The organism is Spirosoma knui (genome assembly GCF_054780635.1).
This window is the reverse complement of record NZ_BAAGVY010000008.1, coordinates 1-15,265: the sequence shown is the minus strand read 5'-3', so window position 1 is coordinate 15,265 and position 15,265 is coordinate 1. Positions and strand designations below refer to the sequence as shown.

Genomic DNA, 15,265 nt, shown 5'->3' with positions numbered 1-15,265 from the left:
TCGTTCCCTCTTGCGATTAGCTATCCTGCGCCTGCGTTAACTCGTGCAGATGCGGAACGCCTTCCAGTTCGATCTGCAAATCCCGGTAAGCCTGGATGCCCCGTAAAAACGCTTCTGCCTGTGCGTTGAAGTCGCGGGCAAAGGCTTCTGAAGGCTCCAGCTTGTTAATGCTGAACACCAGCGACTTGAACGCACCTTCAGTCTGGTGGAAATTCGACTCGCCCGCGAACGTTTTGTCAAAGTCGCTCACAATGCCGTGCTGGGTGTTGGTCGGTACGTCGCGGCTCATCAGTCCGGCTTTCGCACCCGTGATGAACACGTTGTACGAATGGTAGAGCGCGTCGGCCCACCGGCCATCGCTTAACGCTTCCTGCGCCCAGCCCAATTTCTCGCTTGCTTCGGTCAGGGTAGTCGCAACCAGGTCGATGAGGACACTGGCGCATTCCCCAATTCCCACCTCCGTTACGTATTGTTCGGTATGATCCCAGTCGATGTAATCACTGTCCTGTATCGTTTTTAGATCGGCCAGCGGTTTCAGTAACTGGTAAAAGTAGTTTTTACCCTGCCGGGCGTAGTAGTCGCTATAATATTCGCCGTCGAAGGCATTCGTTTCGAAATCGCGCAGCAGGAACCGCAACGACTCCGGACCGCGTTTCGACGGGATTTTGATGACTTTATCGGCAATTAACCCTTCGCCCTTGCCGTTGAAACCACCACCGAGCAACACCTGTAGGGCCGGTAAAACATAAGCCCCATTTTTCAGCGAAGAACCGTGGTAACCGATGTTTGCTACGGAGTGCTGGCCGCAGCCGTTCATGCAGCCCGAAATTTTGATCTTGATGTCGTCGTTGAATACTAGATCCGGAAATTCGTCCCGCATCATGGTTTCCAGCGCCCGCGTAATGCCGTAACTGCTCGAAATGGCGAGGTTACAGGTATCCGTACCGGGGCAGGTTGTAATGTCGGCTGTCGTGTCGAAGCCGGGTTCGGCCAGCCCCAGGCTGTCGAGGGCTTCGAACACGGCGGGTAAATTCTCTGGTCGAATGAACCGCAGCAGATATCCCTGGTTGACCGTTACCCGAATGTCGTCGGCTGCGTACTGCTTTACGATCTGGGCCAGCGCACGGGCGGTATCCGAGTGCATATCGCCCAATAACACCCGAAGCTGAACGGCGTACCAGCCCGCCTGTTTCTGCTCGAATACGTTAGTTTTTCGCCAGGTCTGGTACTTTGGCAACCCTTCAATCGCAGCCCGGTCGGTTAAGTGGGCGATGAAATCGGTGGCCAGTGCCGCCGGATCAACTTCGCTGGTGGGGGTGGGTACCGTAAACTGCTGAACCCGCAGGGCTGGCCGTTCTTCGGCAACCCGCCGGAGCAGTTCTTCCAGACCGATGTCGTTGAGGAGATACTTCATGCGGGCCTTGTGGCGTTTCACCCGTTCCCCGTAACGGTCGAACACCCGGATGACTCCTTCAATAAAAGGAACAACCTGATCTTCTCCCAAAAACTCAAAGGCCGTCTGGGCCGGAAAGGGTTGAGCCCCCAGACCACCGCCCAGCATGACCTTAAAGCCACGCTTGCCATCCTGAATGCGGGCTACGAGCCCGACGTCATGCATGTAGCCGTAGGCCGAGTCTTTTTCGCTGGATGATAAGGATATCTTAAACTTACGCCCCATATCCTGACAGATTGGGTTGCGCAGGAAGTAATCAAAAATGGCGTAGGCGTAAGGCGTAATGTCGAACGGCTCCTCGGGGTCGACACCGGCCCGGGCGGATCCCGTTACGTTCCGAACCGTATTACCGCAGGCTTCCTTCAACGTAATGCCAGCGTCTTCCAGGTCGGCCCAGAGTTGGGGTGAGTCGGCCAGTTTTACAAAGTGGAGTTGAATATCCTGCCGGGTCGTTGCGTGCAGATTGCCGGTTGTGTACCTATCGGAAAGATCGGCGATGCGAATTAGCTGATCAGCCGTGATGCGTCCGTGCGGCAGTTTAATCCGGATCATTTGTACGCCCGGCTGCCGCTGGCCGTAGACACCACGGGTCAGTCGAAATTTGCGAAACGCTTCCTCAGGAATGTCGCCGGAGCGAAAGGAGCTAATCCTGCGTTCTAAATCCAGAATGTCGCGACGGGCCGCTTCACTTACTCGGTCTGTGAGTTGGATAGACATAAGGTATATAGTCTATAGAAATAATCAACTAATTCATTAAAACGAAACGCCGGTTCATTCCGGCGTTGAGTATCGTTTCTTTGTACAAGTATAAAGGGTTTCGCCGTTCGTAAAGTTCGGAGCTAGCCCAACTTCTGGTTATGGTCGATAGCAATTCGTTATACAACCGCGGGGTTCACCCGGATAACAAGCAATCAGAACAGGTTGTTCCGTTCGCCAGCGGCCTGCCAGTCAAGATCCATATCCTGAAAGCGTTGCGCTACCCGACGCAGGAACGTCTCGTCGAGCATAGTTGATACATCTTCGGGGGCGGTCAGGTCCAGCTCACTGACCTTATACGTCTGTTCATACGGACCGGCTTCAATTTTGACGATATATTTGCCGTTCCAGGCGTACAGGCCGATTCGGAACTGAGGGTGGGGGATATCCTGAACAAAACGCATGGGACAAGTAACTTAGTAGTAACTGGAACGAATGAAAAACGAGTTGAGGTCGCGTACGACAAAGGTACGGATTACCTGGATGCAGTGGCGAATGGCTGCGTTTGCGTTGCTTTGGTTGGGCTGCTTTTATTTTCTGATCGGCTGTGGGGATAAGACGGCGGATGAAGCGGCTCAGTTTTTTCTGCGCGGTAACGTTCAACTGCAAAAACGGGAGTACCGGGAGGCCATCCGGTATTACTCAGAGGCCATTGCGAAGAAACCGGATTTTGCCGATGCCTATAATAATCGGGGGTTAGCTAAATTTCGGAACGACGACAATGAAGGCGCGCTGGCGGATTACACCAAAGCACTTGACCTGGACCCCGACTTCGCGACGGCCTATTTCAACCGGGCAGAAGTCCGGCTAGAAACGGGCGATGCCGCCGGAAGCTTAGCTGATCTTCAGCGAATCGAAAAAACGTACCGGGATTCCACCTTTTACCAAACCCGGCTGGGCGATGCGTATGTTCGGCTCAACAACCCGGCGCAGGCCCAGACCGCCTATGACCGGGCCTTGCAGCTTAACCCCAACAACGTCGAAGCGCTCACCAACCGGGGTGCCCTTTATTTTAGCCAGAAAGCCTACAATCAGGCGGAACAGGATATTCAAAAAGCGTTACAACTGAACCCGAAGCAGGACGCGGCTCTGAACAACCAGAGTCTGCTGCTGGCCCAACGGAAAAAATACGCTGAGGCTCTGTCGTTCGTTGACCGGGCTTTGGCCGCGCAGACCGGTCAGCCGTACTACCTGAACAATAAAGCGTATCTGCTGCTAATGCTCAACCGTCCCGCCGAGGCCCTGCCTCTGGTTGAGGAGTCGTTACGTCGCGACGGGCAGAATGCTTGGGCGCATCGAACTCTGGGGTTGTATTACTTAAACCAGAAACAACCGGCAAAGGCGCTTTCCGAATTTCGGGAGGTTGAAACGCTGGATGCTTCCGTCGATGCCCTCTATTATTATATAGGTACGGCCGAATCACAGGCCGGGAATAAGGCGACCGCCTGCGAGGCCTGGCGACGGGGAGAGTCGGCTGGGGACACCCAGGCAGCTGAGGCCCGAAAAGGGCAGTGTCCGTAAAGGGGATTACACGCGTTTAAACAGGTATAGCTACCCCATTTTGCGGGGTCAATAGTACACAGAGTTAGTGGTCAGACAGTTTTTCCCGGAAAAACAGTTCGGTTAAACGAATAACTTCAGCGTGGACCTTATGACGATCTACGGTTTGATCATCGGTAAAATAAGTCGGGTCGGACTTTTTGACGTCCTCGATGGCTTCATTCAGCATTACGTAGTGACCGGTTTTACCACCAAATTCGAAGTAACTGGAACCTGAAATGAGCGTATGGTAATGGTAGGCATTCGTTTGTACGGGCGCTATGCGATCACTTTGGGAGCCGATAATATACATAGGTCTCTGAACAGCCTTCATCTGTTCTTTGTGGACAAACCCCTGACCGAGTGCAGGTGAGATTGCCACACATGCACGAATTCGATCATCTTGTAGGGAAGGTATTTTCTGCATAGCGGCTTGCAGAGTTGGGTCATCGAGGTATTGGTCCAGGCCCGGAAGCTCGGGAATATCAATTTCGTGACGCCCCTTCGTTTTATAGTAAGTAAGTAGGGCTGCATGATCGAGCACAGCCCCGGCCAGAGCGATGACCGTGTAACCTCCATACGAAAATCCAGCCGCGCCTATGCGTTGCGAATCAATCACCCTACTGAACGGGGTATTGGTCAACAATGCGCTCAGCGCAAACCGAATGTCCAGCGGGCGCTCCCAGAACTTAAGAAATTGGAGGGGCACTTTGTTATCATAGGTATTTCCCCAATGATCGACAGCGGCTACCATAAAGCCTTTCTGAACCAGCCCCTGCGCTAACCACTCCATGGTCAATCGGCCACCCCCTATACCGTGTGATAATAGGATCAGCGGCAGTTTGCGGTCAGGCAATTGCCCGTTACGTACCGTATGTTGACGAATGAAGGGAGAAAATAGCTTGTCACTCGCTTTCAACGTGTCGTCGGTTGGATACCATACTTCCGTCACCACCGGGCGGTGACGGCTCTGATCCATGAACGTAACGGTTTGCTGACCGATTTGGGTAGATGATAGGTGACGGGCAACGCTAAGCTGCGGCACTAGCAGCCAATAAAGGATAATGATTCGTAAATGGTACATGGTGTATCGACTTGTTGCCACAAAGCAAGCCGCTCAACACGGAAAAAAGATTGACAAAAATCAACAAATTACCGTTTTGCCTTTAATCGGCTCAACGTTTCCTGGGAAATACCCAGATAATCGGCGATGATTTTAGCCGGCAACCGTTGAATAATCTCTGGATTGGTTTGCTGAAGCGTATCATACCGAGCTTTAGCGTCTAGTGAAATAAAGTGTTCAATACGTTGAATGGACTCAATGTAATCAAGTTCGAGTCCAATTCGATCCATGGTTTCCCAACCTGGTATACGCTGATAAAGCGCCTGTCGATCCTCATAACTGAGCATAAGCAATTCGGATGGTTCCGGGCTTTGTACGGAAGCTATCGAAGGCTGGCGAAGAACAAAGCTGGGGAAAGCCGTTCCGAAACGGCCTTCCAAAACCAGAAAACGGGTTGATTCGTTTCCCTGGTCATCGGTCAAAAATACGCGCAGACATCCTTTTACGACGAAATAAACATAGCGAGCTACACTGCCCTTCGGGACGAGGATCTCATTCCGCTTCGTCCGTTTGGATTTGAAGTAGCTGCTAACGATTAATTCCTGTTCAGGGGAGAGGACAAGTTTATCGGCCAGAAAAGTTTGCAGGGCAGGATGCATAAAACGAGGTAGATGACCAATCTGGTACTAAGTAGGCGAACAACTATAACGAACGTTATAGTTGTTCGCCTACTTGCGGTTAATAGCTGATTTGTAAGCTATGAATTGAGTTTGGTTATCGTGTTTATCGGTGTTGATCTCCAGCATCTTTGCTTCATTACCCGGTTTGAAAAAATCGGGGAGGAGGGCCTGGAGCTGTTCCGGCGTTGTACAGTCTCTATAGGCTAGCTTGGCATCAGCCGCGGTGTTGCGGGCGGTGTAGCCGTGGGGTGTTTCAAAATACGTTTCCAGCTCGGGCTGTCGACCGGGGCCATCGATCAGCCGAAAAATATGCCCGCTGTCGTTATTTAGTAATACAATACGCAGGTTAGGGGGGATGGGAGCCGACCAGAGCGCGTTCCGGTCGTAGAAAAAGGCGACGTCGCCGATAAGGACCGTAACGAGCTGATCGGTGGCGAGGGCTGCGCCCAGGGCAGTGCTTAAACAACCATCGATGCCACTCACTCCCCGGTTCGCAAACACCCGGATCTGCTGGCGTTCGTCGACTCCGCACAGGTTCGCGTACCGCACCGGCATGCTGTTCGCCAGATGCAGAGTGGACTGGTCGGGTAGGGCATCGAGGACCAAGTGTACGGCCGACCAATCGGTTAAAGGCTGACTTGGCTGGGTGAGGGTTTGCTGAACGAGCCGGGCGGCCTGATGATCGAACGTCTGCCAGCGATGGAGGTAGTCACTGGACTCATCGTCTTCATCGCCCTGCAGAAACCGTTGATAATCGACGTCCGCAAACAGCTTTTCCAGGAAAGCCAGCGGTTCGGCCGGAATCAGGGTCGTCAGGCTCTGGAACGAATCATTGATTCGGTCAATGGCTGGCTGAATGTGCCAGTGTCGGCGCGCCGGATAGTTCCGGAAGAACGTTTTGAGGTTTCGGGTCAGAAAGGAGTTGCCCAGGGTGATGAGTAGATCAGGCTGGAGCGATTTTCCGGTGGTCTCGTCAATCCCGGCCAGGAACGTATCGGTATGGGTAATAAAGCTGTCGTTGTGGTGGAGGTTACTAACAATCTCACCAACCACCGGGACGCCGAACTCATCACTGATTTTTCGCAGGATGGTGGCCAGCGATGGATCGTTGGGAAGTTGGCCAACGGCAATCAGAATGCGTTCCTGACCATCCCACTCGTTGAGCAAATTATGCCAGGCTTCGGCCGGAAGCGTAGGCGGGGCCGGTACGGTTTCTATAATCCGTACCGGTCCATAGGTGAACGTATCGTCGGGCGCTGGATAAAACGGCTCGCGCAGTGGTACGTTAATATGCACCGGTCCGGGTGGGTGGGCTTGGCTTAGGTTAATGGCTTCATTCAGGGAACGCTCGATGAACCACCGCGCATCAGCATGGGTGTAGTCGGCTGGCAGGTCATATGCCCGCTTAACGTGTGAGCCGAACAGACCGGGCTGGTCAATCGTCTGCCCATCCTGCTGATGCAGCCACTCGTGCGGACGGTCGGCGGTTAACAGAATCAGGGGCACCTGCTGGAAGTAGGCTTCGACAACGGCAGGTGCCAGATTATACACGGCACTACCCGACGTACAGATAAGCACTACCGGTCTTTGGCTCTGCTGGGCGATACCGAGGGCAGTAAAACCCGCCGATCGTTCATCGGCCACTACCCGAACGCGCAGGCGAGGGTGGCGGGCAACGGCCAGGGTGAGGGGAGCCGAGCGGGAGCCGGGCGAAACAATGACCTGATTAATTCCTTTTTGGGCGAGAAGTTCAGCGATGTCGACGATGGGTTGCAGAACAGGCATGATGCGGTGAAACGGGTTGCGGATGCAAACATAACCAGGAACGGGATGGTCTACCCCGCCCGCTGTCGAGGTTTTTCTGTTACTTTGCTCAAGCGGTAAGGCTAAGCCTTTGCTTCGGTTCATAAACGAAGCGGACGCCTTCTGCGTTATACCAACGAAAACATCTCTTTATGGACCGTATTACCTTCGAAAACGAGAAAGAAATCCGGCTAAAATCGTTTGCGGGCGCCTTGACGATAAACGTCCTGCTCGTACTGGTGCTGCTGTTCGTGCACTTGTCGCAAACGATTCCCAATCCGCCCCCCATTCAATTTGTGGAGGTGAATTTTGGGACGGATGCCCGCGGCAGCGGCAAAATTCAGACGTATAATAAAGCGTCGGATTCGCCGAATCCCGTGGATGTGAAACCGTCGGAAAACCGCCCGAACCCCAAAGAAAACACGACACCCCGGCTGGAGCGAACGCGCGCCACGCCAACGCCTAAGGTCGAGGATGCTAAGCCAGCCAAGACATCGACCGAAAAACCAATCATTACCAGTAAGGCCGAAAGTCCGGTTACAACTCCCGAGCGGCCCGAACCCAAACGGGTCGAAGCGCCTAAACCCACGGCACCCGTTGAACGTACTGCGCCACCGGTACCGGCTAAAAAAGTCGAAACGGTGAATAATGATGCCTTATTTAAAAAATCATCGGGTGGGGGCGGGTCGAACGGAACAGTTGGAAAGGCTTCGGGTACGGGAGGAAACAACAACGGTGATGATGCCGATGGGGTAGGTGATAAAGGAAATCCGAACGGTAAGATCGATGCGAAAAGCTTATACGGTACACCGGGTGGTGCTTCATCGGGCGTAGCGTTCGATGTATCCGGCTGGTCGCTGGCCAGCCGCCCGAATGTCAATGATGATTCCGATGAAACCGGTAGGATTGTCTTTCGCATCACCGTCGACGGCGATGGGGAGATCGTTCGGGTCCAGCAGCAGCAATCGACAGTAAGTCCTTCGGTGGCCGAGGTATACCGAAAAGCCGTGCAGCGGCTGCGCTTGCGACCCAAAGGCGGAGCCACACCCCCTACGTCGACCGGAACCATTACGTTTATTATTAAGGCCCGAGATTAATGCAGTATTCGGAAGCGATCGACTATCTCTACAGTCGGCTCCCCGTTTTTCATCGAATAGGTCCGAAAGCCCTTAAGCCGGGTTTGACCAATATCCTTGCGTTGTGCGAAGCGCTCGGCAATCCTCACCAGAAATTCCGCAGCATCCACGTAGCGGGGACGAATGGGAAAGGAAGCAGTTCGCACATGCTGGCGGCCATCTACCAGTCTGCCGGTTATCGGGTCGGTTTGTATACGTCACCGCACCTCAAATCCTTTACCGAACGGATTCGTCTGAATGGACAGCCGATTGCCGAGGCAGAAGTGGCGCAATTCGTTGTCGACAACCAGGCGCTGATTGAACGCATTGAGCCTTCGTTTTTTGAAGTGACGGTAGCAATGGCGTTCGACTTTTTTGCTAAACAGTCGGTCGACCTGGCCATTATTGAAGTCGGGCTGGGTGGGCGGCTCGACTCGACCAATATCATTACGCCGGTTGCCTCGCTCATTACAAATATTGGATTCGATCACACCGATATCCTGGGTGACACCTTGCCCCAGATTGCGGCTGAAAAAGCAGGAATCATTAAAGCACAGGTGCCCGTTATCATCAGCGAAACCCAGCCAGAAACCCAACCTGTTTTTCTTACAGCAGCCGACTCGTTAAACGCGCCTATCCTCTTCGCCGATCAACAGTATCAGGTTCAGGACAACGGCATCGTGTCCGGACGTCGGCAGGTTACCGTATTGGGCGGGAAAAAATCTGCAATCGATTTTTCGCTGGATCTGCCGGGCGTTTATCAGTTATGTAACGTAGCGGGCGTACTGGAAACCGTCGAGGTTTTGCAGTTTCTCTTGCCGGTTCCGGCGGATGCCCAGCAAGTGGCACTGGCAAACGTAACGACTCTAACCGGTTTGAAAGGGCGTTTCCAAACCATCCGGGAGCACCCGCTTGTGATTGCCGACACCGCTCACAATCGCCCCGGTTTACAAGCTTTGTTTGAAACTGTACAGACGTTACCTGTCAATCAATTGCGAATCGTGGTTGGGTTTGTTGCCGATAAGGACCGAAGGAATTTACTTGATGTATTGCCGCAGCACGCTACATTTTACTTTTGTGAAGCACACACACCTCGCTCATTGTCGGCGGTTCAATTGAAGGCTGAAGCTACCGAGTTAAATAGAGTAGGCAACTCGTATACAAATGTAAATGACGCACTTCAAGCTGCTATTAGTCAATCAGTTCCAGAAGATGTGATCATCATCACTGGAAGTAATTATATCGTTGCCGAATTAATCAATTTATAACCGTGACTCGTAGAAAACAGCAATTCTTTCTGCAAAATGCAGAGAGCCAAAATGTAATTGAAGTTGGTAAACCGCAGTATAAAACTATTCGAGGGAATTGGCGTACTGAGTATTTTAACAACGACAATCCAATCGTCGTTGAACTCGCGTGTGGTAAGGGCGAGTATACAGTAGGCTTAGCACAAGCGTATCCAGACGTCAATTTTATCGGCGTCGATATCAAGGGAGATCGCATTGCCAGAGGGGCTAAGGCTGCTCAAGCGCTGGGGTTAACTAATGCGGCATTTCTTCGGACAAACATAAATTACCTGACCGAGTTTTTTGGCGAAGGAGAGATCAACGAAATCTGGATAACGTTTCCGGATCCGCAGCCACGTCCTAAACAGGAAAAGCATCGGCTAACACATCCGCGCTTTTTGACGCTTTACAAATCGTTGCTGGTGAAGGCTGGTATCTTACATTTGAAAACAGACAGTCCAGAACTGTTCGCCTACAGTCTGGAAAAAGTAAAGGAGGAGGGCTTTGGAGATTTACAATGGACAACCGACCTCTATAAATCGCCATTGAATGAAATTCACCTTGGTATAAAGACGAAATACGAACAAATGTTCTTTGACAAAGGATTTACAATTAACTATTTACAATGCAAAACGGGTGCGATTTAATATATCGCACCCGTTTACGGCATTATTCACTATTGTTAGTTTAAACTTGTTGATTTGGCTGAGTGACAAGTTTAAACTGCTGATGATAAATTTAAAATAACTTTGTCATTAGGTCAGCAACACGGCTCGAGTAGCCATATTCGTTATCATACCAGCCAACAACTTTGGCGAGCGTGCCATTCACAGTTGTCAGTTTCGAATCAAAAATACAGGAATAAGGATTGCCAATGATGTCAATTGATACAATCTCATCGGTGCTGTATTCTAGGATACCAGCTAACGTCGTTTCCGAAGCCTGCTTGATCGCATTATTAATTTCTTCAACGGATGCTTCCCGTTTTAGAATAACGGTCAGATCGGTTAATGATCCATCTGGAGTAGGAACCCGCATTGCGTTCCCATCCAATTTGCCTTTCAACTGGGGTAGAACCAGACCAACTGCTTTAGCAGCACCGGTTGAGGTAGGAACGATTGACAAGGCGGCCGCCCTAGCCCGACGTAAATCTGAATGGGGAGCGTCCTGTAAGTTCTGATCAGCGGTGTACGCGTGAATGGTGGTCATATACCCTTTTTCGATGCCGAATACGTCATCGAGTACTTTTGCCATTGGAGCCAGGCAGTTCGTAGTGCACGAAGCGTTTGACACAATCGTTTCCTGGCCGGTGAGTGTATCGTCATTTACACCCAGAACCACGGTTGGAATGTTGCCTTTAGCAGGAGCTGAAATAACTACTTTTTTGGCACCAGCCTGTAAGTGCATGCCCGCGCCAGCTTCATCGACAAAGCGGCCGGTGGATTCCAGAACTACGTCGATATTTAGATCTTTCCAAGGCAGATTTTTAGGATCACGCTCGGCGTAAGCTTTAATACGGGTACCGTTTACAGTTAGGCTGTCATTGTCAGACTGAACTTCGCCCGAAAATTTGCCATGAACTGAATCGTATTTAAGAAGGTGTGCTAACGTTGCATTGTCCGTTAGATCGTTTATAGCGACTATCTCAATGTTTTCTTTCTCAAGCAGTCTTCTGAACGACAACCGTCCGATGCGACCGAAGCCATTGATGGCAACGCGAATTTTTTCCATGAACAAGTAATTGGTTTGTTTTCGGCCCAAATATACGTATTTAATAAGGTCTATTAAACATCAATATTAGTAGGGGAGGATTTAGCAACCAGAAGAGAAGTTTTTTAGTAATTTATATGGAGAAGCTAAAATTTTAGTAATAAAATTAGCATTCTTGTTAGTAAAAGCTAAAACATACTGGTAAAATAGGCAGAATGTGCTAATATATTAGCCAAATACTACTATTTTACTAAAAATTCTGTTATTTTTCGATCTTATTACTAATAAATTACTAAAATAGGCATAATTAACTAATCACTTATAATATTAGTATTCTATTACTCTGCATTGATTGTTCTACTGCGTATTTATTCACGCTCCATTTTAAAATGTTAACGCTTTTAGTTTTCGATAAACAGCAGATTCATAGCAGATAATCAAAGCGATTTAAGAGTAATAAAGTAGGGGAGACTATTTTGCTTCATTTATAGCCAGAGCTTATATGTGCTGAGATATCGATTTATAAAGCTTTTTCATTATTTCGACATTAAGAGGAATCCACTAACAAAGTCTTACTTCTATACAATCGGCTTTCAGAGTAACGAAAGCCGATTCGTTTTATCCTGTTGTCTGAGATCCTAGACAGTTTTAATTCTTTCAATTAATCAATACGAATCATTCACTTAATGCTCTACTGGGCCTGAGAGCGACATGTAGCTAAGCCTGTCTACAGAATTGTGGAATGAGCGACACATTACCTTACATAGTCTTCCACAAATATCATGATTTTCTATTGTCTACAATATTTGTATAGATATCATAATCATTAGGCATCATTCTTGTAACAACTATTATTAGGATTGAATAACCACACAATTGCTCTTCATTTTCGGAGCATTTGGTGACTAACATTGAAGCTAGCGTTATTAAGTCGCAACAAAACATTTATAGAAAATCAGTCTTATATTTCAACTATACACGTCTATTTATTACCTTTGAAACAAGTATCAATTACATATAAGTGAGTTATTACGTGCTCAAAATATTATTTTGTTATACTGCCTAAAATAGGTCTTATCAGCTAGTTATATCATTATCTATAAACAATTACTTTACTTAAATGAATAACGAAGTAGAAGCCGTTTGGGCTAATCGTGAACTATTGGCTGATCCCCAATCGATCCAGATTATTCGTACTATAATAGAGCAATTAGATAGGGGAGAGCTTCGGGTAGCAACCCCACCCACTGAAGAGTCAGGAGAATGGACCGTTAATGAGTGGGTAAAAAAAGCCATTCTTCTTTATTTCGTAAGCCAGCAAATGCAAACGGAGGAAGTCGGCATATTTACATTTAATGATAAAATTCCTCTGAAAACAAATTTTGCCGAAGCTAAGGTAAGAGCTGTTCCACCCGCCGTTGCGCGGTATGGTTCCTTCCAGGCAGCAGGTGTAATTCTAATGCCTTCCTATGTAAACATTGGTGCGTACGTTGACGAACGTACTATGGTTGATACTTGGGCGACGGTTGGGAGTTGTGCACAAATTGGTAAAGACGTTCACCTAAGCGGAGGGGTTGGAATTGGTGGAGTTCTCGAACCACCCCAGGCGGCACCAGTCATTATAGAAGACGGTGCATTCATCGGCTCACGGTGTATTGTTGTAGAGGGTGGTCGGATTGGCAAACGCGCCGTATTAGGAGCGGGGGTCACTATTACTGGTTCCTCGAAGATTATTGATGTTACGGGTGCTAATCCGATTGAGTATAAAGGTTACGTTCCTGCTAATTCAGTGGTCATTCCTGGTAGCTATACTAAACAGTTTCCCGCCGGAGAGTTTCACGTTCCTTGTGCAATCATCATCGGCCAGCGTAAATCCTCTACAGATCTGAAAACGTCATTGAACGATGCTTTGCGAGAAAACAATGTGTCTGTTTAGCACTGTAACTAGCTAATTGACTTATACATCATTCAATTTAACACGCCCCGTATAACATTCACATAGTTATACGGGGCGTCTTGTTTACATAGATACATAAACATTTTTAACCAATTTGTGTATATTAGTTATATTTGTGCTATGTACAATGTTAATGCGATTATACGGATATGACTATAAATGACAAGATTAAACAGATTCTGATTGACAAAAACCTGACGCCATCTTATTTCGCTGATGAAATAGGGGTACAGCGATCAAGTATTTCACATATCTTATCCGGCCGTAACCGGCCAAGCTTCGACATTATACAGAAGATAATCCGGCGTTTTCCAGAGCTTGGCTATGAATGGATAATGGAGGAGGAGCCGCAACTCACTAATCAGCCTACTCATATGAACAGACTTGCCGGACACCCTGCTGCGGAACGCTTCAACACATCACCGGCTTCTTATACGGCTCCAGCACCAACGGTCCGTTCGCAACGTAACGAGATACCACCTGTCGCACCGTCCCATCAAGAGATTCAACTAACTCCTCAACCGGTTCCAGTAGCCAATACAGCTGATAAGAAGATAGAACGTATTCTTATCTTTTACACAGATGGATCGTTCCGTGAATATTCTCCGGCTAGCTAATATCCACTAGGATGGTATAAATTACTAGTATAAAATGGCCAGTTTTGTAACCAGTCTTATTATAAATAAGCTTGTAAATTGTATGATACATATCATCTGAACGCTAGTGGTATACGCTACCCAACAAGCTTTAAGATTGCTGTTTATTAAATTGAATTTTTACTTTAAGCCGATTTACAGGGCTAGTAAACATCCTTCTACATTATGCAAAACGCTGTCTAATGGCTTGTATGGGCTTTTTCTGTAGAAAAACAAGCTAACTCCTTGTGAAGCAAGACTTTAATGTTCCACGTGGATAACTTGTGGAAAAGATGTGTATAGCGTAAGGCAAGATGTCAGCTTTTAACATTAGCTGGTGTACGCTACGTATCAAAATGTATGGATTTACTTTAACAGATTCATTGATATAAGAAATCTGGTCTATATAAATTTAATACAAAAGCACACAGATACTAATTCGTCTGGTCAATCAACTTTACTGTTTAATACCAAAAACTCTGTGCGTATTACCCTTATGATTAGTTGATATTTACGTCAACTGTAGAGTATGATTAATCAAGCATCACTCTTCACAATTCGCTCCGAGTAGTAAAAGCAAATCGGGCGTACATTCTCGACTAAAATTATCAATTGATTGACAGACCAACGCAACACCAATTGCTCATTTAGATCATTGAACAATTGCCACGGATTTAGTTGGCCAGAAAGACATAGTCAATTCAGTAAACACTCATATTAACCTATTCCTAACTTTGAGGATGATTCGGCTCTGCGGTAGTCATAATGGCTTTCCTTTGCACTCTTGATACTATATGTAGTCGAATCCATTTCGATCCGATGTCGACTAAAGATAATTTCAACTTGCTCCGTATCTTAGTGTAGTCTGAAATATGAATGACAGTTGGGTAGGTTTACGTTTGCAATCGTAAAAACTGAATTTAGCCGACACTTCTCAATTTCTTCCAAGTCCGAAGATTGACTACAAGTAGCATACAATTTGTATATCCCTAAAATAGCTTGACAGATTTAGGGTCTGTTTTGAGTGACTAAGATAACGTCTTTGAGTAGTACTTTTTGCTTATCCTCAGTTGTGCTCTTACCCCAGCGCTTCTTCAATTGACCTTCCAGTTGGTGAGCCTGCTCAGGAGTGAGATAGTTGCAACTACTGTGTGGTCGTAGCTTATTGTAGCTTTCAATCGCTCGGCTAACGGCAACGTGAGCCTGTTTAAAACTAGGAAAGCCTCGATTCTGTAACATGTCTTCCTTAATGGTGCGGTTCACTCGCT

Annotated in this window: 13 protein-coding genes; 6 read left to right on the top strand and 7 right to left on the bottom strand. The window is 48.2% G+C overall.

Translation table 11 applies throughout. The annotated features are described in order from the left end of the window. Nucleotides 1–16: 16 nt before the first annotated feature. Together ACYVIY_RS16760 and ACYVIY_RS16755 are read right to left on the bottom strand one after the other, a co-directional pair. The gene (locus ACYVIY_RS16760) at nt 17–2,170 is read right to left on the bottom strand and encodes a nitrite reductase (RefSeq protein WP_460977528.1); all 2,154 of its coding nucleotides are present in this window, start codon (nt 2,168–2,170) and stop codon (nt 17–19) included. 194 nt (nt 2,171–2,364) lie between these two features. Next, complete coding sequence (locus ACYVIY_RS16755) at nt 2,365–2,613, bottom strand: hypothetical protein (RefSeq protein WP_460977527.1); 249 nt, start codon at nt 2,611–2,613, stop codon at nt 2,365–2,367. Between the two features lie 91 nt (nt 2,614–2,704). Between ACYVIY_RS16755 and ACYVIY_RS16750 the strand changes: the two genes are divergently transcribed. Next, nucleotides 2,705–3,730, top strand: coding sequence for a tetratricopeptide repeat protein (locus ACYVIY_RS16750; RefSeq protein WP_460977785.1), 1,026 nt, complete (start codon nt 2,705–2,707; stop codon nt 3,728–3,730). 64 nt (nt 3,731–3,794) lie between these two features. On the opposite strand, the gene ACYVIY_RS16745 is transcribed toward ACYVIY_RS16750, so the two are convergent. The 3 genes from ACYVIY_RS16745 to menD all read right to left on the bottom strand — a co-directional run bounded on the left by ACYVIY_RS16745 (nt 3,795) and on the right by menD (nt 7,276). After that, the gene (locus ACYVIY_RS16745; RefSeq protein ID WP_460977526.1) at nt 3,795–4,832 is read right to left on the bottom strand and encodes an alpha/beta hydrolase family protein; all 1,038 of its coding nucleotides are present in this window, start codon (nt 4,830–4,832) and stop codon (nt 3,795–3,797) included. Nucleotides 4,833–4,900: 68 nt separating this feature from the next. Beyond that, nucleotides 4,901–5,470 (bottom strand): Crp/Fnr family transcriptional regulator, encoded by a 570-nt coding sequence (locus ACYVIY_RS16740; RefSeq protein WP_460977525.1) that lies wholly within the window; start codon nt 5,468–5,470, stop codon nt 4,901–4,903. Between the two features lie 69 nt (nt 5,471–5,539). Next, a complete protein-coding gene (gene menD / locus ACYVIY_RS16735; RefSeq protein ID WP_460977784.1) occupies nt 5,540–7,276 on the bottom strand; it encodes a 2-succinyl-5-enolpyruvyl-6-hydroxy-3-cyclohexene-1-carboxylic-acid synthase in 1,737 nt (578 codons plus the stop codon). A gap of 170 nt (nt 7,277–7,446) precedes the next feature. Here menD and ACYVIY_RS16730 point away from each other — a divergent pair, with 170 nt between their 5' ends. Genes ACYVIY_RS16730 through trmB form a run of 3 tightly spaced genes read left to right on the top strand, consistent with a single transcriptional unit; the run spans nt 7,447 to nt 10,342 of the window. After that, nucleotides 7,447–8,391: an energy transducer TonB gene (locus ACYVIY_RS16730; RefSeq protein WP_460977524.1), complete on the top strand. Its 945-nt coding sequence runs from the start codon at nt 7,447–7,449 to the stop codon at nt 8,389–8,391. Next, complete coding sequence (locus ACYVIY_RS16725) at nt 8,391–9,677, top strand: bifunctional folylpolyglutamate synthase/dihydrofolate synthase (protein WP_460977523.1); 1,287 nt, start codon at nt 8,391–8,393, stop codon at nt 9,675–9,677. The genes ACYVIY_RS16730 and ACYVIY_RS16725 overlap by 1 nt, the downstream gene beginning before the upstream one ends. A gap of 2 nt (nt 9,678–9,679) precedes the next feature. Further along, the gene (gene trmB / locus ACYVIY_RS16720; protein ID WP_460977522.1) at nt 9,680–10,342 is read left to right on the top strand and encodes a tRNA (guanosine(46)-N7)-methyltransferase TrmB; all 663 of its coding nucleotides are present in this window, start codon (nt 9,680–9,682) and stop codon (nt 10,340–10,342) included. Nucleotides 10,343–10,433: 91 nt separating this feature from the next. Here trmB and gap read toward each other — a convergent pair whose 3' ends face one another. After that, a complete protein-coding gene (gap, locus tag ACYVIY_RS16715; RefSeq protein ID WP_460977521.1) occupies nt 10,434–11,426 on the bottom strand; it encodes a type I glyceraldehyde-3-phosphate dehydrogenase in 993 nt (330 codons plus the stop codon). A gap of 1,099 nt (nt 11,427–12,525) precedes the next feature. Here gap and ACYVIY_RS16710 point away from each other — a divergent pair. Beyond that, nucleotides 12,526–13,341 (top strand): 2,3,4,5-tetrahydropyridine-2,6-dicarboxylate N-succinyltransferase, encoded by an 816-nt coding sequence (locus ACYVIY_RS16710; RefSeq protein WP_460977520.1) that lies wholly within the window; start codon nt 12,526–12,528, stop codon nt 13,339–13,341. Nucleotides 13,342–13,511: 170 nt separating this feature from the next. After that, nucleotides 13,512–13,979 (top strand): helix-turn-helix transcriptional regulator, encoded by a 468-nt coding sequence (locus tag ACYVIY_RS16705; protein WP_460977519.1) that lies wholly within the window; start codon nt 13,512–13,514, stop codon nt 13,977–13,979. 1,026 nt (nt 13,980–15,005) lie between these two features. Here ACYVIY_RS16705 and ACYVIY_RS16700 read toward each other — a convergent pair. Then, on the bottom strand, nt 15,006–15,265 hold a 260-nt coding region (locus tag ACYVIY_RS16700), incomplete at its 5' end, for an integrase core domain-containing protein (protein WP_460977518.1).

Excerpts from the sequence above, each read along its gene's own strand:
- gap (WP_460977521.1), bottom strand. The coding sequence starts at position 11,426 with ATGGAAAAAATTCGCGTTGCCATCAATGGCTTCGGTCGCATCGGACGG.
- ACYVIY_RS16760 (WP_460977528.1), bottom strand. The coding sequence starts at position 2,170 with ATGTCTATCCAACTCACAGACCGAGTAAGTGAAGCGGCCCGTCGCGAC.
- ACYVIY_RS16725 (WP_460977523.1), top strand. The coding sequence starts at position 8,391 with ATGCAGTATTCGGAAGCGATCGACTATCTCTACAGTCGGCTCCCCGTT.
- menD (WP_460977784.1), bottom strand. The coding sequence starts at position 7,276 with ATGCCTGTTCTGCAACCCATCGTCGACATCGCTGAACTTCTCGCCCAA.
- ACYVIY_RS16755 (WP_460977527.1), bottom strand. The coding sequence starts at position 2,613 with ATGCGTTTTGTTCAGGATATCCCCCACCCTCAGTTCCGAATCGGCCTG.
- ACYVIY_RS16750 (WP_460977785.1), top strand. The coding sequence starts at position 2,705 with ATGGCTGCGTTTGCGTTGCTTTGGTTGGGCTGCTTTTATTTTCTGATC.
- ACYVIY_RS16740 (WP_460977525.1), bottom strand. The coding sequence starts at position 5,470 with ATGCATCCTGCCCTGCAAACTTTTCTGGCCGATAAACTTGTCCTCTCC.
- ACYVIY_RS16710 (WP_460977520.1), top strand. The coding sequence starts at position 12,526 with ATGAATAACGAAGTAGAAGCCGTTTGGGCTAATCGTGAACTATTGGCT.
- ACYVIY_RS16730 (WP_460977524.1), top strand. The coding sequence starts at position 7,447 with ATGGACCGTATTACCTTCGAAAACGAGAAAGAAATCCGGCTAAAATCG.
- ACYVIY_RS16705 (WP_460977519.1), top strand. The coding sequence starts at position 13,512 with ATGACTATAAATGACAAGATTAAACAGATTCTGATTGACAAAAACCTG.
- ACYVIY_RS16745 (WP_460977526.1), bottom strand. The coding sequence starts at position 4,832 with ATGTACCATTTACGAATCATTATCCTTTATTGGCTGCTAGTGCCGCAG.